Origin of the sequence: Candidatus Didemnitutus sp., assembly GCA_019634575.1 — a bacterium.
Taxonomy (GTDB): Bacteria; Verrucomicrobiota; Verrucomicrobiia; order Opitutales; family Opitutaceae; genus Didemnitutus.
Map to the genome: position 1 here is coordinate 2,210,769 of JAHCAY010000001.1, position 20,966 is coordinate 2,231,734.

Consider the following 20,966-nt stretch of genomic DNA (forward strand, 5'->3'; position numbering starts at 1 on the left):
AAAACGGGGGGTCGATCCGGCAGGATAGGTGACAGATAAACCGGCCAAGCCGACGGGGTCATGGTGAGGTTGCCCTGATTTGACGGACACGGGGTTGGGGACAAAAACGAAAGAGTCCCCCAATGAAAAACACCCATGTGAGCAGGTCCAGTGGCGGGCATGCTCGATACGATGCCGAGTATAAGCGCGAAGCGCTGAAGCTGTGGCGCAGCAGCGGCCGCAGCGCGGCCAAGGTGGCAGCGGAGCTCGGCATCCGAGCGCCGCTGCTCTACCGATGGGCTCGCGCGGAGCGCGAGCCCATCGTGACGAAGAATGCGTCCGGCAATGCGACCGCGCAGCCAAGCGTGGGCGCGCTTCAAGCCGAGGTGGAGCGACTGCGTGCGGAAAATGCGAAACTGCTGGAGCAGCGCGAAGTCCTAAAAAAATCGCTGGGCATCCTCTCCGAACCGTCGCCCAGAGGTATGCCCGGATCGCCCAGATGAGCGGCGCTTACAACATCGCTTGGTTGTGCGAGGCGCTGATGGTCTCGCGTAGTGGCTACTATGCCTGGCAGCGGCGACAACGCCATCCCGGCCGACGCGAACGCGAGAATCGCGCACTCACCGAGCGGATCCGCGCCGTGTTCGAAGCCAATCGTCGCGCCTACGGCAGCCCACGCATTACGCGCGAGTTGGGCGGCGTCGCCAGCCGCAATCGCGTCGCCCGGCTCATGCGCCGACAGATGATCTACGCTCGGCAACGCTCGAAGTATCGACCGCAGACCACGGACAGTCGCCACGACGATCCCATCGCTCCGAATCGGCTGCGCGACCTAAACGTGGTCCGCGCCGACCAAGTGTGGGCGACCGATGCGACGTGCATCCTCACCGCGCAGGGCTGGCTCTATGTCGTCGCCATGCTCGATGTCTTTACGCGTCGTGTGGTCGGATGGTCGATGGGCGCCACGCTCGACACCGATCTGGTGCTCGCGGCCTTGCGCATGGCCGTGGCGCGACGCCGTCCTGCCTCAGGCCTGATCGTGCACTCCGATCGCGGTGCTCAGTTTGCCAGCGCCGCCTATCGAGCCGAAATCCTCCGCCTCGGTCTGCTCGCCTCAATGAGTCGCCAAGGCAACTGCTACGATAACGCCTTCATCGAATCGTTTTGGAGCAGCCTCAAGATCGAGGCCATCTTCGGCCGGCGCTTCCTCACCCGCGCCGAAGCCCGCAGTGCCGTGTTCGACTACATCGAAGGCTTCTACAACCCTCGCCGGCGCCACTCCGCGTTGGCTATCTCAGCCCAATCAACTTCGAATCCCAACTGAACTAATCATCTCCGATCCGGTGTCCGAAATATCGGGGCAAGCCCATGGCTTGAATCTTGACTGACCTCGGCAGCGCGCCGCGCTCGAGGCCGCTTCTTAGTCACGGATAGAATCGGACTAACCGGATTCGTCTCATCCGTCTTCATCCATGCGATCCGTGGCCAACCTCGCTCCCACCCGCGGCACGCGCCCCACTCGCCGTTTTCCTCCGTGTCCTCCGCGCCCTCTGTGTTGAGAAACGCGACGAAACAAAGCGTGCTCGACTCTCGCCCGCTAAGGCACCGCGCTGCGCTCGACGCCGCCATTTGACCACGCATTTCACGGATCGCGCGGATCACGCGGGGCGGGGCCGTGTGTCATTCGCGCCATCCGTGACGCACGCTTTTCCGCGGCGCGCGGCCGGGCGCGGCACTCAGCCGCGCCCTTGCTTCATGCGCTCGACGTCGCGCAGCGTCAGCCCGTGGCCGCCGATGCCCCAATGGCCTTCGCGAACTTCCTCGATCTTGACCCAGGTGACGCTGCGGAAGGGTTCTCCCTCGATCGACACCATGGCGTCGGTGAGCTTGGCAATGATCTCCTGTTTCTGTTCCGGCGTGAAAACTTTCTCAATGACGTGGACGGTGACGAGCGGCATGGCGGGATTTTCCTTGGGTTGGTTTTGGGCGTCGCCCGGCAAACGCACCGAGCGACGCCGCCACTCTAGCGCGGAGCGACGCCGGCCTCCACGACACAGAATGTTGCGGGGCACTTCCGATTCTGTAGCTTCGCCCGCCCACGATGACCGCGCGCTACTACCAGTTTTGTCCCATCGCCAAGGCTTCCGAGATCCTGGGCGAACGTTGGACCATCCTCATCATCCGCGAACTGCTGCTGGGCGCGACGCGCTTCGCGGAACTGCAACGCGGCCTGTCAGCCATCTCGCCCACGCTGCTCACGCGACGGCTGGGGCAACTGCAGGAATGCGGGCTGGTGCTGCGTCGCGCCGTGCCCGGCACCGCGCGCGCGGAGTATAGTCTCACGCCGGCCGGGAGGGAGCTGCACCCAGTCGTGATCGGCCTCGGCCGTTGGGGCATGAAATGGGCGCGTGGCCAGATGAGCGACGACGAGCTCGACGTGCAGCATTTGATGTCCGACCTCGCGCGCCGCATCGACGAGACGCAGCTGCCGGGCGGCGACACGGTGATCCAGTTCAGTTTTCCAGGGCTGCCCAAATTCGCCCACTGGTGGGTCTTGATCGCGTCCAGCGGCACGCGCGAACTGTGCGCCAACCATCCCGGACGGACCGTGCATCTGCACCTGCGCACGAATCTGCGCACCATGGTGGAAATCTGGGCGGGCGACATCACGATCGCCGACGCCCTGAAATCCGGCCGACTGCAGGTCAGCGGCCAACCGCTGCTAGCACGCTCGCTGACCGCGTGGCTGCGCCCGGGAGCCCTGTCCGACGTCCGCCCCTGCTCCGCCGCCGAAAGAAAAAGCCCGAGCCGCCCGCGCACCAAACGCCCGAGCGCATCGACGCGCGCCAAGCCGAACGCCTCGAGACGATGAAACCCATGCCGCTCTCCAGCCAGACGCCTTACGCCGTCAGTGCCGGCGGCCACGCTTAGGCCGCCGAACGGGTTCATGGCTTAGTCCCCAAGCAGGGTCGCGACTCGACTCTTGATGGAGATCCGCGGTGCGCCGCGCTCGATGCTGCTATTCGACCACGGGGTGCACGGATCGCTCGGATCACGCTTTCGCTGACCAACGACACCTGTCTCGCGCATTCATCCGTGTTTTCCGGACAATCCGTGGTTCCAACTCCGCCCTGCATCGCGGCCCGCGCTACACTCGCCGTTTTGCGCCGCGGCCTCTGTCCCTCTGCATCAATCGTCGCCGCACCTGACCTCCACCCGCAACGTCTTCGTCTTCGGCCTCTACCTGCGCTCGTCGGCCTCGCCGACTTCGGCCGGCGCGCTTTGGACCGACTCGACGCGCAAAAACGCGAGCGCGACACCCACAAAGCCGCCCCGCAACTTGTCACCTAATAGGTGACAAATCATCCGTCCGAGCGCCCGGGCTCACTCGCGCGGCGCGAGCACTTCGCGGAACGCGCGCAGCGCCGCCGGATGATAGATCGTCAGGTGCCGCTCCTCCGCGAAAGGCACGAAGCTCCACCGCAGCGCGGCCGGCGCCGACTGCTTCAATTGCGCCGCGAAATCGTGCGCCTCGCGCGCGTTGCCGTCCTTCTCCGCCGCCGCGAGCCAAAGCGTGCGCCCCTTTGCCGCGACCGCCGCGAGTCGCTCCGGCGCGGACGCGAGAAACTTGCCCTCGTTCCACCACAGGCTCGGATCGATCGCGATGTAGGTGTCGAACAGCTCCGGCGCGCTCAGCAAGGTATCGACCACGAACAATCCCGCGAGCGACTCGCCGACGATCGCGCGCTCGTCCGTCGTGCGGTAGCGCTCGCGGATCAGCGGCATCAGTTCCTCGCGCAAAAACTTCCGGAATGCCGCCGCGCCGCCCACGATGGGTGCGATTTTTCGGTCGCGCTCGCTCTCCGTCGGCGGCGTGAGATCGCGCCGGCGCTGCGTGTTCTCGATGCCGACGAGCAGCATCGGACGCATCGTGCCGTTGGCCGCGCCGATCTGCACCAGCCCGGCCACGTGGATGAAGTCCTCCGCCAGCCCGCCGTCCGGCATGTAGAGCACCGGCACGCGCAGCGCCGGCGTCTCTGCGTAACCGGCCGGCAAGTAGACATTGATCCGGCGCGTCTCGCCAAGCACGCGCGATTCCACCGTGAACGTTTCACCGATCACCAGCGGCGCCGGCGGGGACTCCGCCGCGACACTCCCAGCCACCGCCAGCACGAAACCGAGCCATCCCCACCAAGAAGAAAAACGCATGCCGGCCAAGTTTCCTCTCTTCGCCACTCTCGCAACCGCAAAGCGCCGCCGGTTCCAGTCCAGCTCGCTCCGCTCGGCTCCCTCACCCACCGCGCCCGACTCAGCGCAGGCCCAGGCGCCGCGCCGTCTCCGCCGCGCGCGTCGCTTCGTCCCGGCGACCCGTCCGCCACAGGCATTGCGCGAGCAACTGATACGCTTCCGCGCGCGCCGGCTGACGTCGCACGCACTCCTCCAGCACCGGGATAGCCTCCGCCGGGTGGTCTCCCGCGAGGATGATCGCCAGCAACCAGCGACTGACGTCGCGCGTCGGATCGAGTTCGAGTGCGCGCCGCAACTCCACGGTCGCCTCCGCCCCGCGGTGCTGGGTGAAGAGCGCCACGCCGAGATTGTGGTGCGCGTCGGCGAAATCCGGCGCGGCCGCGAGCGCGGCGCGAAACAGCTCGATCGCATCCGCGGTGTCGCGTTCGGCGAGGAGCAGATTGCCGAGATTATTCGCCGCTTTCGCGTGCGCCGGACGCAGCGCGAGCACGCGGCGATAGTGCGTTTTCGCCTCGGGATTCGCGCCGGACTCGGCCAAGGCGAGCGCGAGGTTGAACTCCGCCTCGACGTAATCCGCCTTCAAGACTGTGGCGCGCCGGAACTCCGCCAGCGCCTCCGCGCCATGGCCGGTCGCGCGCAGCGCCGCGCCGAGATTGTTCGCCACTTCGGCGTGGCTCGGTTTCAGGCGCGCGGCCTCACGCAAGTGCGGGAGCGCCTCGTCGGCGCGCCCGTCGTCGAGCAGGAGCAGACCGAGATTGTTTTGGCCCATCCAAGCATCGGGATTCGCCGCGAGCGTCCGGCGATAAAACGTCTCGATGTCGCGATACAAACCGCTTTGCACCCACGACAATCCGCCGAGCAATGCGCACAGCGCCGCGCCGGCCGCACCCGTGAACAGGCGTTTTCCGTCGGGGAGTTTTTCTGCGAACGCCGCCGCTCCGCCGGCGAGCAGCGCGATCGGTCCGAGCATCGGCAGGTATTGCCAGTGATCCGCGACGAAGGAGAACTGGAACGCATAGACGTTGAAGAAACCCATCGTCGGGAAGAGCGAACCGAGGAAGAACAACAGCGCCGCCAGCGGCGCCCGTGACCACGTCCGCACCCGCCACGCCAGTGCGAGAGCGCCGAGCAGCGCCGCCGGAAACAGCCATTGCGCCCACGCCGCCGCGCTCACGATCCAGCGCGGATAGATGAAGATCAGCTCCGCCGGCCACACGAGCTTGCCGAGATAGAACCAGCTCACGCGTCCCGCCAGCAGCGCGCGTTCGATCAGCCCGAGTTCGAAATCCGCGCCGCGCGCGCCGACCACACGATGCTCGACCCACGCGGTGAAAAGCCCGAACGCCGCCCCGGCCGCGAGCCAGGGCAGCAGCGGACGCACGTCACGCGTCCACTCGATCCGCCCGCGACGCCACCACGCGACGACCAGCAGCGCCGCCGGCAACGTGGCCGTCACGGATTTGCTCAGCAGCGCGAGCGCGAAAAGCACGCTCGCCACCGCGTAGTCGCGCGGCGTGCGGCGTTCCTCGAAGCGCCACCACGCCAGCGCGGCTGCGAGATAGCACGCGAGCGACAGCGTGTTTTTCTGCTCCGAAATCCACGCCACCGACTCGACCGCCACCGGATGCAGCGCGAACACCGCCGCGGCGAACCAGGCCCCGGGCACGGCGAGCCGCCGCAGCACGAGAGCAAACAGTCCCGCCGCCAGCGCATGCAGCGCGACGTTGACGACGTGGTAGCCCGCCGGCGCGTCGCCGAAAAACCACTGCTGCACCCAGAACCACGAGTGCAGAGCCGGATAATACTGCTCGGTCGCGCCGATCTCCGTCCAGATGCGCCCGAGTCCGTCCAGCGAGCGCAGCGCCGGGGCCGTGACGTAGTCGGAGTCGTTCCATATGAAACCCGCCCGCCACACCGGCGCGTAGGCCAGGGCGACTGCCGCGCACAATCCCAGCCACGCCCACGCTCCGCTGTTCGCGCGGGAACGGTTCATCACCCGCGGGGCGACTCCACCGCCACCCGCGAGCGGCGATACGCCTCGTAGTCCGGCACGCGCCGTTCGTAGCTGCGCTGCATCAGCGGCGAGGAAATCAGAAAGTCCGCCGTCGCCCGATCGCACGCCGTCGGCACGTTCCAGACCGAGGCCATGCGGAGCAGCGCCTTCACGTCCGGATCATGCGGCTGCGCTTCCAGCGGATCCCAGAAGAAGACGAGAAAATCGATCTTCCCCTCGACGATCATCGCGCCGACCTGCTGGTCGCCGCCGAGCGGGCCGCTGTAGAGTTTGTTGATCGGCAGGCCGATCACCGGCTCGAGCAGCGCGCCGGTGGTGCCGGTGGCCCAGAGTTCGTGGTCGGCGAGCGCGGCGCGATGGGTTTTGGCCCATTCGGACAGGTTCGGCTTCTGCGCATCGTGCGCCACGAGCGCGATCCGCTTCTGCGGCGGCATCGTCACGGTCTTGTAGATCATCGTCGCCGAGCCTGTCCGACGAGCGCGCCGCCGCAAGCCTGCGCCAGCGCATTCATTTCTGGCCGCGCAGCAAGGTCGCGCGGCACCCGTTCGCCTCGGCGAACGCGAGGAGCTTCGCGGCTCGGCAGCCCGCGCGCGCCTCTTCCTCGGTTGCGCCATCCATCCCTCCGAGCGCCGGGACGGATCGGAGCGTTGCCGGGCCGTGAGGCGTCGATTTTCGCCGCTTGACGTTTCTGGAATGCACGTTCTTTTAACTGCCATGCCGCGCGTCAAAGAATTCGATGAAGCCGAAGTGCTCGACCAAGCACTGGAGCTCTTCCGCGCGCGCGGCTTCAAGCACACCTCGTTCAACGACCTCGTCGAGGAGCTCGGGGTCAGCCGCCAAAGCCTTTACGACACCTACGGCAACAAGGAGGCGCTCTACCATCAGGCGCTAAAGCGCTATCTCACGCGCGCGCTCGATCAAATGCGCCGCGCGCTGGAGGGCGATGACCGGCCGTTGCGCGAGTCCCTCGCCGCCCTCTTCGAGCACATGATCGCTGGCCAATGCGCCAAGGCTTCACCCGGTTGCCTGATGGTGAACTCGATGGTCGAGCTCTCGCCGCACGACGCCGATGTGCGCGCCCTGGCGCAGGAACACGCCCGCTCCACCGAAGGCCTCTTCGCCTCGCGCTTCGCCGCCGCGCAACGGCGGGGCGAGATCGCCAAGGCCAAGGACCCGGTCGCGCTCGCCCGCTATTTCTATCACACGATGCTCGGCCTCGCCGTCGCCTCCCGCGCGCTCGGCGATCGCGACGGCCTGCGCCAGAGCGCCCAGCTGGCTTTGCACGCGCTCGACTGAATTGTTTTCGGAGTTTCTGGAATATTCGTTCCGATAGGCCCTCCGATCCTCCGCATGAAATCAAACCTCCCTTCCTCTTCCGTCCGCTATCGCACGCAGACCGTGTCCGGTCTCGACATTTTCTATCGCGAAGCCGGCCCCGCCGACCGGCCCACGCTGGTTTTGCTGCACGGCTTCCCGACGTCATCGCACATGTTCCGCGATCTGATCCCGCTCCTCGCGCAAGACTACCACGTCGTGGCGCCGGACTACCCGGGCTTCGGCCGCAGCTCCGCTCCCACGGCCGAGGAATTCGGCTACACCTTCGACCGGCTCGCCGAGGTGATGGAGGAGTTCCTGCTCGCGATCGGCTGCACCCGGTTCTCGCTCTACTTGCAGGACTACGGCGCACCCGTGGGCCTGCGCATCGCCGCGCGCCATCCCGACTGGGTGCAGGCACTGGTGATCCAGAACGCCAACGCCTACGTCGAGGGCATCAGCGCGGCGTTCGAGCCGTTCCGCCCGTTCTGGAGCGAACGCACCGCCGAGACCGAGATTCCCGCGCGCGGCCTCCTGACGCCGGAGATGACGCGCTTCCAATTCGTCCACGGCACCCGCGATGCCGCCACCGTCAGCCCCGACGCCTGGGTCCACGCGCAAGCCGGCCTCGATCGTCCGGGCAACATCCGCATCCAGCTCGATCTGCTCCACGACTACCGCAACAACCCGCCGCGCTACGCCGAGTGGCAGGCCTATTTCCGGCGGCACCAACCGCCGACGCTGATCGCGTGGGGCCGCCACGACCCGTTCTTCACCGAAGCCGGCGCGCGCGCCTACCTGCGCGACCTGCCGCAAGCCGAGTTGCATCTCCTCGAGACCGGGCACTTCGCCCTCGAAGAGGATGCCCCCGCGATCGCCGCGCTCATGCGCGCATTTCTCACCCGCCACCTTTCCCTTTCATGAAAAACAAAACCATCCTCATCACCGGCGGCACCACAGGCATCGGCCTGGCCACCGCTCAACTCCTCGCCGCCGACGGTGCGCGAGTCATCGTCACGGGCCGCAATCCCGAGACGCTCGCCGCCGCGCGCCACTCCCTTCCGGCCACCGCGCTCGTCGTCAAATCCGACTCCGCCAGCCTCGCCGACGCGCAGGCGCTCGGCGCCACGCTGCGCTCGCACGGCGTCACGCGCCTCGACGGCGCGTTCCTCAACGCCGGCATCGGCAAGTTCGGCCCGATCGACGCCGCCGCGCCGCAGGACTTCGAAGACCAGTTCAACGTCAACGTCCGCGGCCCGTATTTCCAAATCCAGTCGCTCCTCCCGCTCCTCGCGAATCCGAGCGCGATCGTCATCAACGCCTCCGTCGTCGCCAGCGTGAACTTCGAGCACGCCAGCATCTACTCGGCGACCAAGGCCGCCGTCGTCTCGCTCGGCCGCTCGCTCGGCGCCGAACTCGCGCCGCGCGGCATCCGCGTGAACACCCTCAGCCCCGGCCCGATCGAGACGCCCATCTTCGGCAAGCTCGGCCTCGATCCCGCCGCCGCGAAAGGACTCATCGACTCGCTCGGCCAAGGCACGCTGCTCAAGCGCGCCGGCCGCCCCGAGGAAATCGCGAAGCTCGCGCGCTTCCTCCTCTCCGCAGACTCCAGCTTCATCATCGGCGAAGACATCGTCGCCGACGGCGGCGTCCGCCACGTCTGATCGCCCGTAACTTCTCCACGCCATGCTCGCCGGAGTCATCGTCATCGCCGCCCTCACCGTCCTCGTCGCGCTCGAGTCATCGCTCGGGCCGGAGTGACAGCGATCCGCGCAACCACCAACGCACGTCCGGCGCTCGCGGCCGGACAATCTTTTCTCTCCGCCGCCCGACGGGTGGCGGGGGATTCCGGCCGAAACGATGACGTCACTGCGTGACGCGCGATTCGGCCTTTTGTTTTCCTTCGCCCGCGACATCGTCGCGATTCTGCGCATGAAAACCCGCCTGTTGTTCGTCCCGTTTGTCCTCGCGCTCGTCGCGCACGCCGCCTCGCCGCAAGACTTCCTTCCGCCCGCCCCCGCGTGGCATGGCGCGAGCGAGGCGCTCGTCGCCCGACCGGACAACCCGTGGATCACGCCCGCGGAGAAGACCGGCCTCACCGATTCGCCCAACTACGCCGACACGCTCGCGTGGCTGGAGAAACTCGCCGCCGCGTCGCCGCACATCAAGCTGGTGGAGTTCGGCGCGACTGCGCAGGGCCGCCCGCTCGTGCTCGTCGTCGCCAGTGAGGAAGGTGCGGAGGACCCCGCCGCGCTCGCGCAGAACGGCCGCCCGACCTTGCTCGCGCAGGCGGGCATTCACTCGGGCGAGATCGACGGCAAGGACGCCGGCCTCATGCTCCTGCGCGACCTGGCGTTCGGCGACCAAGCGCCACTGCTCAAAAAGGCCAACTTCCTGCTCATCCCCGTCTTCAACGCCGACGGCCATGAGCGCTCCTCCGAGTGGAACCGACCGAACCAACGTGGCCCGGTTCACCAGGGTTGGCGCACCACCGCGCAAAACCTGAACCTCAATCGCGACTACATGAAGGCCGACGCGCCCGAGATGCGCGCCTTGCTCGACGTGCTCAACGCGTGGGAACCCGAACTCTATTTCGATCTGCACGTGACCGACGGCATCGACTACCAATACGACGTCACCTTCGGCCACAACGGCTACGGCGGGCAGTTCGCCTGGTCGCCGCAGATCGGCCAGTGGCTCGACGACGTGCTCGATCCCGCCGTGAGCCGCGCCCTCACCGCCGCCGGCCACATCCCCGGCCCGCTCATTTTTGCGCAGAACAATCGCGACCTGTCCGAAGGCATTGCCGCCGGCACCGCCACGCCGCGCTTCTCCCACGGCTACGGCGACCTGCGCCACATCCCGAGCGTGCTCGTGGAGAACCATTCCCTGAAACCCTACCGCCAACGCGTGCTCGGCACCTACGTGCTGCTCGCCTCGGCGCTCCGCACGCTCGGCGAGAACGCTGCCAGTGTCCGCACCGCGATCGAAGCCGACCGCGCCGCGCGCCCCGCGAAACTGCCCGCCAACTTCGGCGTGCCGCGCGAGACCGACGCGAAAGTCGACTTCGCCGGCATCGCCTTCGAGAACTACGAATCGCCCGCCTCCGGCACCCAGGAAGTGCGCTGGCTCGGCACGCCCAAAACCTATCCCGGCCTCCCCGTGCATCTCGACATCAACGGCGCGACGCTCGTCCGCCCGAAGGCGTTCTACGTGCCCGTCACGAAACCCGAACTCATCGAGCGCCTGCGGCTGCACGGCATCTCGCTCGACGAACTGGCCGAAGACACCACGGTGCGCGTCACGCTCGCGCGCCTCGTCGGCCCGAAGCCCAGCGCGCTGCCCTTCGAGAGCCACCACACCCTCAAGTTCGAGCGCGTCGAATGGGAGACGCGCGACGAGCTCTATCCCACCGGCTCGGTCCGCGTCTCGACCGATCAACCGCTCGGCGACCTGGCGATGATGCTGCTCGATCCGCTGAGCGACGAGTCGTTCCTCGCGTGGGGCTTTTTTCCGGAAATCCTCCAGCGCACCGAATACATCGAAGGCTACGTCATCGCGCCGCTCGCGGAAAAGATGCTCGCCGACGACCCGAAGCTGAAGGCCGAGTTCGAGGCCAAGCTCGCCGCCGATCCGGCCTTCGCGAAGAACCCGACCGCGCGCCTGCAGTGGTTTTATCGCCGCTCGAAATTCTACGACGAGCGCCACCTGCTCTATCCGGTCGGCCTCGAGCGCGACGACGCGGCGCCGTTGAGCGCCGTTCGATAAAGTTCTTCCGCCGCAGAAGCCCGCTTGCAAGCGCCGCGCCGCCACGGACGCGCGCGTGTCGCCGGCAAGCAGGCTCCCACCTTGGCTTCGCGCTGTTTCAGCGCACCGCACCGTTGGCCTGGCGCGCGCCGGACACGGCGTGTCACCGCCAGTAGCCCTCGATGAAGAAGTAGCCATCGTCGCGGCGTTCCCACCGCGGCGGCACCCACACGGCGCCGCTCCGCGGTGGAATCACCCACTCGCCTTGGCGCCACACGTAGTGGCCGTCACGCCACACCCACCAGCCGTCGACCCACAGGTGGTTGACCGACGGGCGCGGGCCGATCACCTGCTCCTGCATGGCAACGGGCGGTGCCTGCGTGATGATGATCTGACTCGCCGGCATCGCGCCGACCACCGCTGTGCTCGGCGGAGTGACCGGTGGCGGCACGGGCGCCACGGTTTCCGAGCCACAACCGGCAAACAAGCCAAGCGCCGCGCCCGCCAACACCGAGACGAGCAACCGCGCCGCGTGATTTTCAGAAGCATGAGCTGTCGGTTTCATGCGGCGTTAGAGCTAAGCGGGCAGCGATTGGTTGCCCGGGTATTTCCCGTGCCCGGACATCCTGCCTCTCCCCACGAGGAACGTGCGGCCCGCCGCGTCATATCGGGTTTGCCAACCGCCGCACGCGCCGCTTGGTTTCGTTCCCTCTTTCGCCATGCAACGCACCCTCGTCAAAGACGCGCACCACGCCACCGCTCCGAGCGACGCCATCCTCCTCCAGGGCTGGGTCCGCACCCGCCGCGATGCCAAGGCTTTCTCGTTCATCGAGCTCAACGACGGCTCGTGCCTCAAGGGCATGCAGGTGATCGTCGACGCCTCGCTGCCCGACTACGCCCAAGTCGCGCGCGCCAACACCGGCGCGTCGGTCGAAGTGCACGGGAAGCTCGTCGAATCGAAGGGCGCCGGCCAGAAGTGGGAAGTCGTCGCAACGAAGTTCACCGTGCTCGGTGAGGCCGACGCGACCTACCCGCTCCAGAAGAAGGGTCACACGCTCGAGTTCCTCCGCGAGATCGCGCACCTGCGTCCGCGCTCGAACCTCTTCGGCGCCGTGTTCCGCGTGCGCAGCCGCCTCGCCTACGCCGTCCACCAGTTTTTCCAGAACAAGCAGTTCCATTACGTCCACACGCCGATCATCACCGCGAGCGACGCCGAGGGCGCAGGCGACATGTTCCGCGTGACGACTTTCGACGTCGCCAACCCGCCGCGCACCGAGGACGGCAAGCACGTCGACGACGCGAAGGACTTCTTCGGCAAGAAGGCGTTCCTCACCGTGTCCGGTCAGCTCGAGGGCGAGATCTTCGCGCACGCGCTGAGCAGCATCTACACGTTCGGCCCGACGTTCCGCGCCGAGAACAGCAACACGTCGCGCCACGCCGCCGAGTTCTGGATGATCGAGCCCGAAGTCGCGTTCTGCGACATCCACGGCAACATGGATCTCGCGGAGGAGTTCGTGAAATACCTCATCCGTGACGCGAAGGAGCACTGCGCGGCGGACCTCGAATTCTTCTCCAAGTTCGTCGACAAGGACCTGCTCGCGCGCCTCGACTTCGTCCTCGAAAAACCCTTCGTCCGCTGCAGCTACACCGAGGCGGTCGAGATTCTCGAGAAGAGCGGCAAGACCTGGGAGCACCCGGTTTCGTGGGGCGCGAACCTCCAGGCCGAGCACGAGCGCTACCTGACCGAGGAGCACTTCAAGTGTCCGACGACGGTCTACAATTATCCGCGCGCGATCAAAGCGTTCTACATGCGCGCCAACGACGGTTGCGCGCCCGGCCGCGAGACGGTCGCCGCGATGGACCTGCTCGTCCCCGGCATCGGCGAGATCATCGGCGGCAGCCAGCGCGAGGAGCGTCTGGAAAAACTCCGCGAAGGCATGGCGCTGCACCACCTCGACGAAAAGGGTTACTGGTGGTATCTCGACCTGCGCCGCTACGGCAGCGTGCCGCACGCGGGTTTCGGCCTCGGCTTCGAGCGCATGCTCATGTTCGTCACGGGCGTCGGCAACATCCGCGACGTGATCCCCTTCGCCCGCACGCCGGGCACGGCGGATTTCTGAGCTGCATCCACTCTCAGCTCACTCGTCGCGCAATACCCGTGCGGGATCAACCCGCGCTGCACGCCAAGCCGGAAAAAGACAGGCCGGCACGGCGACCACCAGCGCCAGCAAACCCACCGCTCCGAAAGTGAGCGCGTCGATCGGTCGCACCCCGAACAGCAACGCTTCGAGGAATCGAGCCAGCGCGGCGGCGACGGCGAGACCGAGCAGCGCACCTGCGGCCGCGAGTGCGACGCCACGCGTCAACACCATCCGCGCCACCGCACCCGGCGTGGCCCCGAGCGTCAGACGGATGGCGAACTCATTGCGTCGCTCCGCCACCGCGAAAGTCATCGTGGCGAACAAACCCACCGCGGTCAGCGCGACCGCGAAACCCGAAAGCAATTTGAGCAGTGCCGCGGCGTAACGCTCCATGCTCGTCTCGTTGCCGAGCACCCGCTCGATGGTATCGATATTCATCACCGCAAAGCCCGGCTCCGCCTCGTAGACGGCGCGTCGCAGCGTTTTGCGGAAGTCCTCCCCGGCGAGGCCTTCTTTGCGCACCAGCAGCTCCGTCGCGAACATCGGACCGTTTTGCCAGACTGGATAGTAGCAGCGCGGCACCGCGCCGCCCCGCGTGGCCAGGGTGTCTCCGACGACGCCGATGATTTCCCAGCGTTCCTTGTTCGTGACTTCGAGCGTCGCGCCGAGCGGGCTCGCTCCAGGGAAATATTTCCGCGCGAACGCGGCGTTGACCACGACCACCGCCGGATCGCCGCGCTTTAGGGACCGGAGCGAACGTCCAAGCAATGTCGGCACGCCGGCGAGCTCCAAAAAATCCGGCGCGACAGCAGAGACGTCGACATCGAGATCCGTTTCGCGCTCCCCCGCCGAATCGCGGAGTTTGAGTTTGCGCGGGAAAGTCGTGGGCCGCGGAGTCGCCGCCGTCGTGAGAGCCGCACCAGTGACTCCCGGCAGACGCCCGATCGCTTCGGCGATGCGCTCGTAATGCGGCAGACGCTCGGCCCATTTCACGTTTGTCATTGCCGTCGGATAGACTCGCACCAGAAGGCGCTCGGTCGCCGCATAGCCGCGTTGGACATCCTGCAATTGCCGGAAGGTTCGCATCAGCAGGCCCGCACCGGTCAGGAGCAGGACCGCGAGCGCCGTCTCCGTCACCACCAACGCGCCGCGCAGCCGGCGCAGGCGCGGCGGTTCGCCGACCGTTTGGGCTCCTTCCTTCACCACTTCGTTCACTTCGAGCCGGCCGACACGCCAGAGCGGCAGCAACGTGACCAGCGCACCAGTCGCGACGGCCAGCGCAGCGAGAAAAAGCTCCGCATCGGTCTGCAGGCGTTCGTCCAACGCCTTCGCCATTTCGCCATCCGCCGCGAGCGCGAGCAACGCCGGCACCAACCATCGCGCCACCACCCAACCCAGGACCAGCGACGCCCCGGTGAGCAACGCCCCTTCGGCGAGGAACGGTCGCGCCACCCGCCAGCGACTGCCGCCCAGAGCCAACCGGATTCCGAGCTCCCGCCGCCGGCCGAGCGTGCGGATGAGCATCAGGCTCCCGGCATTGACACAGGCCAGCAGGTGCAGGCAGCCGATGGCGGCCACGCCCGACCACAGCATCGTCTGGTAACGCCGGGCCCACTCCAGATGCGCGATGTCGAACGCTCCCCGCACCGCCGGCGTGTAATCTTCGAGCCATTTCATTTGCGCCGCGGCCGGCGGCAACGGCAGTTGTTTCAACTCCGCCTCCGCCTGCTCGCCGGTCACTCCGGGGCGAAGACGCGCGACCATCTGCGTCCAGAAATAAGGCGCCTTCGCCGCATCCGGCACCACGAGCGGCACGAACACGGCACCGTTCGGGAGATTGACGATCGGCCGCCAGCTCTCCGGGAGCACTCCCACGATCCGTCGCGGACGCTCGTTGATGACGATCTCGCGACCGAGGACATCGCCGGACCCGGCCATGCCGCGCGCAAACTGCCAGGTGACGATCGCGACGGTATCCGTGCCGGACTGGGTTTCCTCCGGCAAAAAGCCCCGCCCCAGCGCGAAACGCACGCCGAGCAAAGGGAAATACCCGGCGTCCACCGCCACTCCGAAAACGCCGCGCGGCTCGCGCTCGACGACGACGTTCATCATCTCGGTATTGATCAACGCCACCGCTTGGAAGGAGCGGGCGGCGGCATAGGCCTCGCGATGAAACGCATCGATCGGCATCGGCCAGGCGCTCTGCTTGTTCTGCAGCTCCACGCGCACGAGTTGGTCCGGTTGCGGATAGCCCAGCGACGGCACCAGCGTCGGCACGAACGCCGTGAAGAAACCCGTCGCCGTGCCGAGCCCGAGCGCGAGAGTAAGCACGACCACCAGCGTGTGCGCCGGGCTGCGCGAGAGGGAACGCGCCGCGATTTTAAATTCGGAGAGCATGGCGAAACTGCAGCCACCCATCGGCCGCCGCATTGAAAATGGCCCGCACCCGTCTTCCTACCGGCGAAGTGCCGGGCGTTTCAAACCGAATTCCCCGCCAGTCTCACGCCACTCAGCGCCGCCGCCACGTCACCGCGCCGAGCGCGAGCAACCCGGCGAGCGCGGCGTAGGTCGTCGGCTCCGGCACGGCGGAAACAGTGAGCGAAGTCGCGTTCAGCCAGATGTCGCTCGCCGTGACGCCGACCGAATACGCCGCGCTGTTGTAGGCACCGAGCCAGCTTGTGGGCACCACGAGCTGCGAATTAAAGGTCGTATCGGCGTCCTCGAAGTATTGCGGCGCGCTGTAGGGCTGCGTCAGGTCGCGCGTGTCGAGCGCGGCGTTGGTCGTGGCGTCGAAGCCGAGTCGCTGGTTGAAATCGAGCGTGTGGCTGAGCACGACGTTGCCGCTGGCGATTTCGCGCACGGTGACGTCGAAGCGGTTGAGCATCGGCAGTTCGTCGAGCGAGGACGTGTATTGGAAGGTCAGACCGTCCGCGTGCGTGCCGGCGGCGAGGAGCGAGAGCGATTGCGCGTAGGTCGCGCCGCTCGACGCGCCGCGGAGCGTGGCGTCGTTCGGATTGAAGAGCAGCAGCGGGTGCATGTGCGGATCGAACCACGCGTCCGTCGCCGTGAGGCCGTCGCCGGCGATCTGGTTCTCGAGCGGGTTCGACGTGCCGAAGCGCAGCTCGAAGTGCAGGTGATACGCGTAGGCCTCGCCGCCCGAGCCGCCGGTGTTGCCGAGATAGCCGATGGTCGTGCCGGCCGTGATCGCGGAGCCTTTGGCCCAACCCTGATTGTCGATCAGCGTGACGCTGTCGTCGCTCAGGTGCATGTAATACGTGTAGAAAGTCGTCCACGTCTGCTTGGCGGGATTCGGACCGAAGGCGACGGACGACGGCAGCGTGTGCTTGATGACGACGTAGTTTCCCGCGCTGGCCGAGTAATCGAGCTTCTCGAACGTGCCGCCGTAGGCCGCGAGGATGTTCTCGCCGCCGGTGCCATCGATATCGATGCCGCGGTGCCAGTCGTAGCTGCCGCTGAGCGAGGGCTGCCGGCGCGGGCCGAAGGTCTCCTCGATGTCGTCGAGCGTTTTACCCTGCACGGGAAACGTCGTGTTCGAGCGGATCGCCGTGAACGCGCTCACGATGTCTTCGTAGCTGGCGTGCGCGGCGGCGGGCAGGAACGCAGCGAGCGCGAGGATCGCACGGAAGAAAATCGCGCGCGCAAAAACGGGAAACCGACGGGGCTGATGCATGACTCGCACACGATGCAACGCGCGTGCCTCGTTTTCTCGCGTCCCCTAAACCGCTCCCCCATCGCGCTTAAGCGCGCTACGTCTTCCGGCCCTCTCCGGTTGACCAACCGCTTTTTTCCCGCGCCCGGGAATCGTCGTGGCAAGGACGCGCGCGCACCCGACTTTGCCCCGCGCGCACCGCGCCGACTTCGTCGCGCTCCGCTCCTGCAAAAATGTTGAACCAACGCCCGTCCGTGGCATATCACCGGCGCATGAGACCGGTGATCCGCTTGCTGCGCCGCCTCGCGCCCCTACTCCTCCCCGCCGCCGCTTTGGCCCAGACGACGGTTACCTACACGTGGACCGGTGCCGGAGCCTTTGTCTTCAACAAAGTCGCCATCGCTGACGCGAACCTCGCGAGCAACTGGGCGGACGCCAACGCGCCCGTGTCGAGCCCGACCGCGACCGATCTCGTCTTCGGCGCCAGCAACGGCATCCCGTCGGCGGACGGTGTGGCTAACTTGGATTTCCAGACCGACATCGCCGTGCACGGCATCACGCTGAACGCGCCCGCGCCGACCTACAATTTCGGCTCCAGTTACGACGCCCGGATCGGGATCGGCACCGGCGGCGTGACGATCAACGGCAGCAACGGCTCCCTCGCCACCGTGAGCTCGGAGATTGTCCTCCTCGCGAATCAGACGTGGAACATCACGGACGCGACACTCTACGTCCACAGCCAGATCGAGGACGATAACAACCCCGCGCAACTGACCAAGACCGGCACGGGCGACCTCGCGCTCTACTCCTCCGAAAACACCTTCTCCGGCGGCCTCGATGTCCAAGCTGGCGCCATTTACCTCAACAGCAGCTCGACCGCCGAGGGCAGCACGGTGATTCGCGGCCCGGTCGGCACCGGCACTTTGACCCTCCGCGACGGCACCGCACTGCGCACCGCGCCCTTCACCGAAGTCACACTCCACAACGCCATCTCGCTCGGCAACGACGTGACGCTCGGCAACTACACCTACGACAACGGCATTTCCCTCTTCGGCGACATCACGCCTCTGCAAAAGGACACCACCGTCAAGATCGGCGTCGAAGGCGCCCTCTTCATCGGCGGCGCGATCCACGACGCCACCGCGGGCGCGACCTCGATGCGGTTCACCAAGCCTGCCGGACAATATTCCGGCAATACCCAGTTCGCCTATTACCAGACGCCCTCGAATCCCCCGCTCGCCGTCCTGAGCGGCGTGAACACTTACACGGGAGGCACGATCGCCGACGGCGCCGGCGTGATCTTCTACACGCCGGACTCGATCCCGGCCACCGGCAACATCTCCGCCGTCAACAACGGCTACCTCTCCACCGGCTTCTCCGGCGGCATGGAGACGATCCTCACGCACATCACCACCAACGACCGGGCCAGCTTCTCCGGCTCGCTCGGCTTCGACACCAATCCCGACCTTTCGTCCACACCGACCACCTTCGCCGACAACATCGATCTCACCGGCTTCAGCGCCGACCACACCCAATTCATCGGCCTCGGCACCCGCACCTACGCGACGCTCACCGGCACGATCACTCCGCCCTCCGGCGGCACCTACATCTTCGGCGGCAGCGACGGCACGCTCTTCGTGCAGTCCGACCTCACGCAACCCGTCGGCATCCGCGTCCAGAGCACCAACTCCTACGATCCGCTCGTCGTCTACTTCCGCGGCAACAACAGCACCGTCGGCGCCGCCACCGCCTCCTCCTCGCTCATCAACGATCGCTCCATCGTCGTCCTCGATTCCGCGCACGCCCTCCCGGCCCTCGGCGCCAACGGCGTCGGCCAGTTCCAGATGGACGACCATGCCTACACCGGCGTCACCGAAAACACCGGCCTCTCCCCGACGCAATTCATCGCCCGCCTCAGCAACTACGCCTCCACCTCGATCCTCGGCCTCGACTCCGCCAACTCCGACGGCCGCACCATCTCCGATCCCATCGATTTGTCCGGCCTGAATTTCCTGTTCCTCGGCACCACCTCCCACGTGCACCTCACCGGCACGATCAAGGCCCCCGTCGTCGCCGACAACGCCCACTCCGGCCGCCTCTCCCTCACCGGCGTCGGCAGCAAATCCTGGCTCACCATCGACAGCGCCCTCCAATCCGGCAACGTCACCTCCCTCGAAATCGGCGACATGGGCACCACACCCGTCGAACGCGGCGTCGTCGAACTCACCAGCGGCGCGAGCACCTTCGCCGGCGGCACCCAGCTCAACAGCGGCTACCTCCTCCTCGGCGCCAGCTCCACCGCCAACAGCGACGGCATCATCAGCGGCCCGCTCGGCACCGGCACGCTCAATGTCGCCGGCTACTACGGCGAATACCTCACCGGCATCGCCACCTCGAGCGACCTGACCATCCACAACGACATCACCTTCAACAGCGGCAGCGCGCTGCAATTCGGCGCCTACTCCACCACCGATAAGAACGATCCCGCCTATCGCGTCCGCTCCTACAACAACAACGGCCTCACCCTGAACGGCAACCTCAGCGGCACGCCGGACGAACTCCGCTTCGTCGGCAACGGCACCTTCACCCTCAACGGTGACAACCGCAACCTCACCACCTCCGAGCTCGAGATCGGCTACGTCAACTACAACAATAACAACTCCATCGGCAGCAGCCTCTACTCGACCCCGCTCGTCATCGCCGGCTCGGACACCGCCCTCGGCTCCGCGAACTCGATGGTCTGCCTCTCCAACGGCGCCGACCTCCAGTTCACCACCTCCGCCCCCGTCATCGGCAGCATCATGGGCGGCAGTCCCATCTACAGCGATGGCGGCACCGACCGCTCCTACATCACCCTCGCCGCCGGCTCCACGCTCACCATCAATCAATTCACCGACACCTCGCTCGACGCCACCATCGGTGGCGCCCTCAGCGGCAGCCGCAACTCCAGCACCGCCACCGTCGCCACCGTCAACGCCGCCCTCGTCAAGAACGGCACCGGCTCCCTCACCCTCAACGGCCAGAACACCTACACCGGCGGCACCACCATCAACGGCGGCGTCCTCGTCGCCGGCAGCTCCACCGCCCTCGGCACCGGCACCGTCACCCTCCACGGCGGCCGCCTCGGCCTCGCGGCCGGCATCTCGATCGGTAACCAACTCGTATTCACCGGCACCGGCAACGTCCTCGGCGGCACCGGCACGTTCTCCACTCCCATCACCGTCGACAGCGCGCTCACGCTCTCGCCCGGCAACTCGCCCGGCACCCTCACCTTCACGAACAACCTGACCTTCGCCTCCGGCGGCACCGCCAGCTTCGACATCTCCGACTTCGCCGGCTCGGCCGGATACGGCTGGGACCAGATCCTCGTCACGACCCCCGGCACCTTCGCGATCAGCGCCACGACGCTCAACCCGTTCACCTTCCAAATCAACTCGTGGTCCGCCGCCAACGACACGCTCGGCGCGCTCACCACCGACTTCAGCTCGCCCGCGTCCCTCGCCCTGCTCACCGCGCCGACCGCGATCACCGGTCTCATCGGCGACGGCCAGGCCGGCACCAGCAACCTCGTCCTCAACACCGATAATTTCACCGCGTATCAGGGCGGCCTGTTCACCCTCTCCGTCGGCGGTGCGAACAACACGCAACTCCTCCTCAACTTCACGCCCGTCCCCGAGCCGTCCACCTACGCGCTCCTCGGCCTCGGCTTGCTCGTCGTCGGCTACGCCGCCCACCGCCGCGCCAGACGCTCCTGAACCTTCCGCATCTTTTCTCCCTCGCAACGGCGGTCTCGCGACCGCCGTTTCTTTTTGTCCGCCCCGCCCCTCGCTCCCGCCAAACCCTCCGCCCGCTC

At 66.8% G+C, this 20,966-nt stretch carries 16 protein-coding genes; 9 read left to right on the plus strand and 7 right to left on the minus strand.

Features of this window, described 5'->3' with window-relative positions; all coding sequences use genetic code 11:
- The first annotated feature begins 122 nt into the window (after nt 1-122).
- Nucleotides 123-482 carry a transposase gene (locus tag KF715_09475; protein MBX3736906.1) on the plus strand — a complete coding sequence of 120 codons (360 nt, stop codon included), beginning with the start codon at nt 123-125 and terminating at the stop codon, nt 480-482.
- A complete protein-coding gene (locus KF715_09480) occupies nt 479-1,303 on the plus strand; it encodes an IS3 family transposase (protein MBX3736907.1) in 825 nt (274 codons plus the stop codon). The genes KF715_09475 and KF715_09480 overlap by 4 nt, the downstream gene beginning before the upstream one ends.
- 412 nt (nt 1,304-1,715) lie before the next feature.
- Here KF715_09480 and KF715_09485 read toward each other — a convergent pair whose 3' ends face one another.
- Nucleotides 1,716-1,937: a 4-oxalocrotonate tautomerase family protein gene (locus tag KF715_09485; GenBank protein ID MBX3736908.1), complete on the minus strand. Its 222-nt coding sequence runs from the start codon at nt 1,935-1,937 to the stop codon at nt 1,716-1,718.
- Nucleotides 1,938-2,080: 143 nt separating this feature from the next.
- Between KF715_09485 and KF715_09490 the strand changes: the two genes are divergently transcribed.
- Complete coding sequence (locus tag KF715_09490) at nt 2,081-2,851, plus strand: helix-turn-helix transcriptional regulator (GenBank protein ID MBX3736909.1); 771 nt, start codon at nt 2,081-2,083, stop codon at nt 2,849-2,851.
- 512 nt (nt 2,852-3,363) lie between these two features.
- On the opposite strand, the gene KF715_09495 is transcribed toward KF715_09490, so the two are convergent.
- From KF715_09495 to KF715_09505, 3 genes are all read right to left on the minus strand, one after another.
- Complete coding sequence (locus KF715_09495) at nt 3,364-4,188, minus strand: alpha/beta hydrolase (protein ID MBX3736910.1); 825 nt, start codon at nt 4,186-4,188, stop codon at nt 3,364-3,366.
- Between the two features lie 100 nt (nt 4,189-4,288).
- On the minus strand, nt 4,289-6,220 hold the full coding sequence (locus KF715_09500; protein ID MBX3736911.1) for a tetratricopeptide repeat protein: 1,932 nt from the start codon (nt 6,218-6,220) through the stop codon (nt 4,289-4,291).
- Nucleotides 6,220-6,696: a methylglyoxal synthase gene (locus KF715_09505; protein ID MBX3736912.1), complete on the minus strand. Its 477-nt coding sequence runs from the start codon at nt 6,694-6,696 to the stop codon at nt 6,220-6,222. Before KF715_09505 ends, KF715_09500 begins: the two co-directional genes overlap by 1 nt.
- A gap of 259 nt (nt 6,697-6,955) precedes the next feature.
- On the opposite strand from KF715_09505, the gene KF715_09510 reads away from it, so the two are divergent.
- The 4 genes from KF715_09510 to KF715_09525 all read left to right on the plus strand — a co-directional run bounded on the left by KF715_09510 (nt 6,956) and on the right by KF715_09525 (nt 11,323).
- On the plus strand, nt 6,956-7,537 hold the full coding sequence (locus KF715_09510; GenBank protein ID MBX3736913.1) for a TetR/AcrR family transcriptional regulator: 582 nt from the start codon (nt 6,956-6,958) through the stop codon (nt 7,535-7,537).
- A 54-nt stretch (nt 7,538-7,591) separates the two neighbouring features.
- Nucleotides 7,592-8,479 (plus strand): alpha/beta hydrolase, encoded by an 888-nt coding sequence (locus KF715_09515; protein ID MBX3736914.1) that lies wholly within the window; start codon nt 7,592-7,594, stop codon nt 8,477-8,479.
- On the plus strand, nt 8,476-9,219 hold the full coding sequence (locus tag KF715_09520) for an SDR family oxidoreductase (protein MBX3736915.1): 744 nt from the start codon (nt 8,476-8,478) through the stop codon (nt 9,217-9,219). Before KF715_09515 ends, KF715_09520 begins: the two co-directional genes overlap by 4 nt.
- A gap of 268 nt (nt 9,220-9,487) precedes the next feature.
- On the plus strand, nt 9,488-11,323 hold the full coding sequence (locus KF715_09525) for a M14 family metallopeptidase (protein ID MBX3736916.1): 1,836 nt from the start codon (nt 9,488-9,490) through the stop codon (nt 11,321-11,323).
- A 142-nt stretch (nt 11,324-11,465) separates the two neighbouring features.
- Here KF715_09525 and KF715_09530 read toward each other — a convergent pair whose 3' ends face one another.
- Nucleotides 11,466-11,867 carry a hypothetical protein gene (locus KF715_09530; GenBank protein ID MBX3736917.1) on the minus strand — a complete coding sequence of 134 codons (402 nt, stop codon included), beginning with the start codon at nt 11,865-11,867 and terminating at the stop codon, nt 11,466-11,468.
- A gap of 154 nt (nt 11,868-12,021) precedes the next feature.
- Here KF715_09530 and asnS point away from each other — a divergent pair, with 154 nt between their 5' ends.
- Nucleotides 12,022-13,422 carry an asparagine--tRNA ligase gene (gene asnS, locus KF715_09535; protein ID MBX3736918.1) on the plus strand — a complete coding sequence of 467 codons (1,401 nt, stop codon included), beginning with the start codon at nt 12,022-12,024 and terminating at the stop codon, nt 13,420-13,422.
- An 18-nt stretch (nt 13,423-13,440) separates the two neighbouring features.
- On the opposite strand, the gene KF715_09540 is transcribed toward asnS, so the two are convergent.
- Complete coding sequence (locus KF715_09540) at nt 13,441-15,840, minus strand: ABC transporter permease (GenBank protein MBX3736919.1); 2,400 nt, start codon at nt 15,838-15,840, stop codon at nt 13,441-13,443.
- Between the two features lie 112 nt (nt 15,841-15,952).
- The gene (locus KF715_09545) at nt 15,953-17,134 is read right to left on the minus strand and encodes a M23 family metallopeptidase (protein ID MBX3736920.1); all 1,182 of its coding nucleotides are present in this window, start codon (nt 17,132-17,134) and stop codon (nt 15,953-15,955) included.
- 251 nt (nt 17,135-17,385) lie between these two features.
- Here KF715_09545 and KF715_09550 point away from each other — a divergent pair, with 251 nt between their 5' ends.
- The gene (locus KF715_09550) at nt 17,386-20,868 is read left to right on the plus strand and encodes an autotransporter-associated beta strand repeat-containing protein (protein MBX3736921.1); all 3,483 of its coding nucleotides are present in this window, start codon (nt 17,386-17,388) and stop codon (nt 20,866-20,868) included.
- The last annotated feature ends 98 nt before the right edge of the window (nt 20,869-20,966 follow it).

What these genes read in the sequence shown, in the direction of transcription:
- KF715_09475 (MBX3736906.1), top strand. Translation starts at nt 123, where the DNA reads ATGAAAAACACCCATGTGAGCAGGTCCAGTGGCGGGCATGCTCGATAC.
- KF715_09480 (MBX3736907.1), top strand. Translation starts at nt 479, where the DNA reads ATGAGCGGCGCTTACAACATCGCTTGGTTGTGCGAGGCGCTGATGGTC.
- KF715_09485 (MBX3736908.1), bottom strand. Translation starts at nt 1,937, where the DNA reads ATGCCGCTCGTCACCGTCCACGTCATTGAGAAAGTTTTCACGCCGGAA.
- KF715_09490 (MBX3736909.1), top strand. Translation starts at nt 2,081, where the DNA reads ATGACCGCGCGCTACTACCAGTTTTGTCCCATCGCCAAGGCTTCCGAG.
- KF715_09495 (MBX3736910.1), bottom strand. Translation starts at nt 4,188, where the DNA reads ATGCGTTTTTCTTCTTGGTGGGGATGGCTCGGTTTCGTGCTGGCGGTG.
- KF715_09500 (MBX3736911.1), bottom strand. Translation starts at nt 6,220, where the DNA reads ATGAACCGTTCCCGCGCGAACAGCGGAGCGTGGGCGTGGCTGGGATTG.
- KF715_09505 (MBX3736912.1), bottom strand. Translation starts at nt 6,696, where the DNA reads ATGATCTACAAGACCGTGACGATGCCGCCGCAGAAGCGGATCGCGCTC.
- KF715_09510 (MBX3736913.1), top strand. Translation starts at nt 6,956, where the DNA reads ATGCCGCGCGTCAAAGAATTCGATGAAGCCGAAGTGCTCGACCAAGCA.
- KF715_09515 (MBX3736914.1), top strand. Translation starts at nt 7,592, where the DNA reads ATGAAATCAAACCTCCCTTCCTCTTCCGTCCGCTATCGCACGCAGACC.
- KF715_09520 (MBX3736915.1), top strand. Translation starts at nt 8,476, where the DNA reads ATGAAAAACAAAACCATCCTCATCACCGGCGGCACCACAGGCATCGGC.
- KF715_09525 (MBX3736916.1), top strand. Translation starts at nt 9,488, where the DNA reads ATGAAAACCCGCCTGTTGTTCGTCCCGTTTGTCCTCGCGCTCGTCGCG.
- KF715_09530 (MBX3736917.1), bottom strand. Translation starts at nt 11,867, where the DNA reads ATGAAACCGACAGCTCATGCTTCTGAAAATCACGCGGCGCGGTTGCTC.
- asnS (MBX3736918.1), top strand. Translation starts at nt 12,022, where the DNA reads ATGCAACGCACCCTCGTCAAAGACGCGCACCACGCCACCGCTCCGAGC.
- KF715_09540 (MBX3736919.1), bottom strand. Translation starts at nt 15,840, where the DNA reads ATGCTCTCCGAATTTAAAATCGCGGCGCGTTCCCTCTCGCGCAGCCCG.
- KF715_09545 (MBX3736920.1), bottom strand. Translation starts at nt 17,134, where the DNA reads ATGCATCAGCCCCGTCGGTTTCCCGTTTTTGCGCGCGCGATTTTCTTC.
- KF715_09550 (MBX3736921.1), top strand. Translation starts at nt 17,386, where the DNA reads ATGAGACCGGTGATCCGCTTGCTGCGCCGCCTCGCGCCCCTACTCCTC.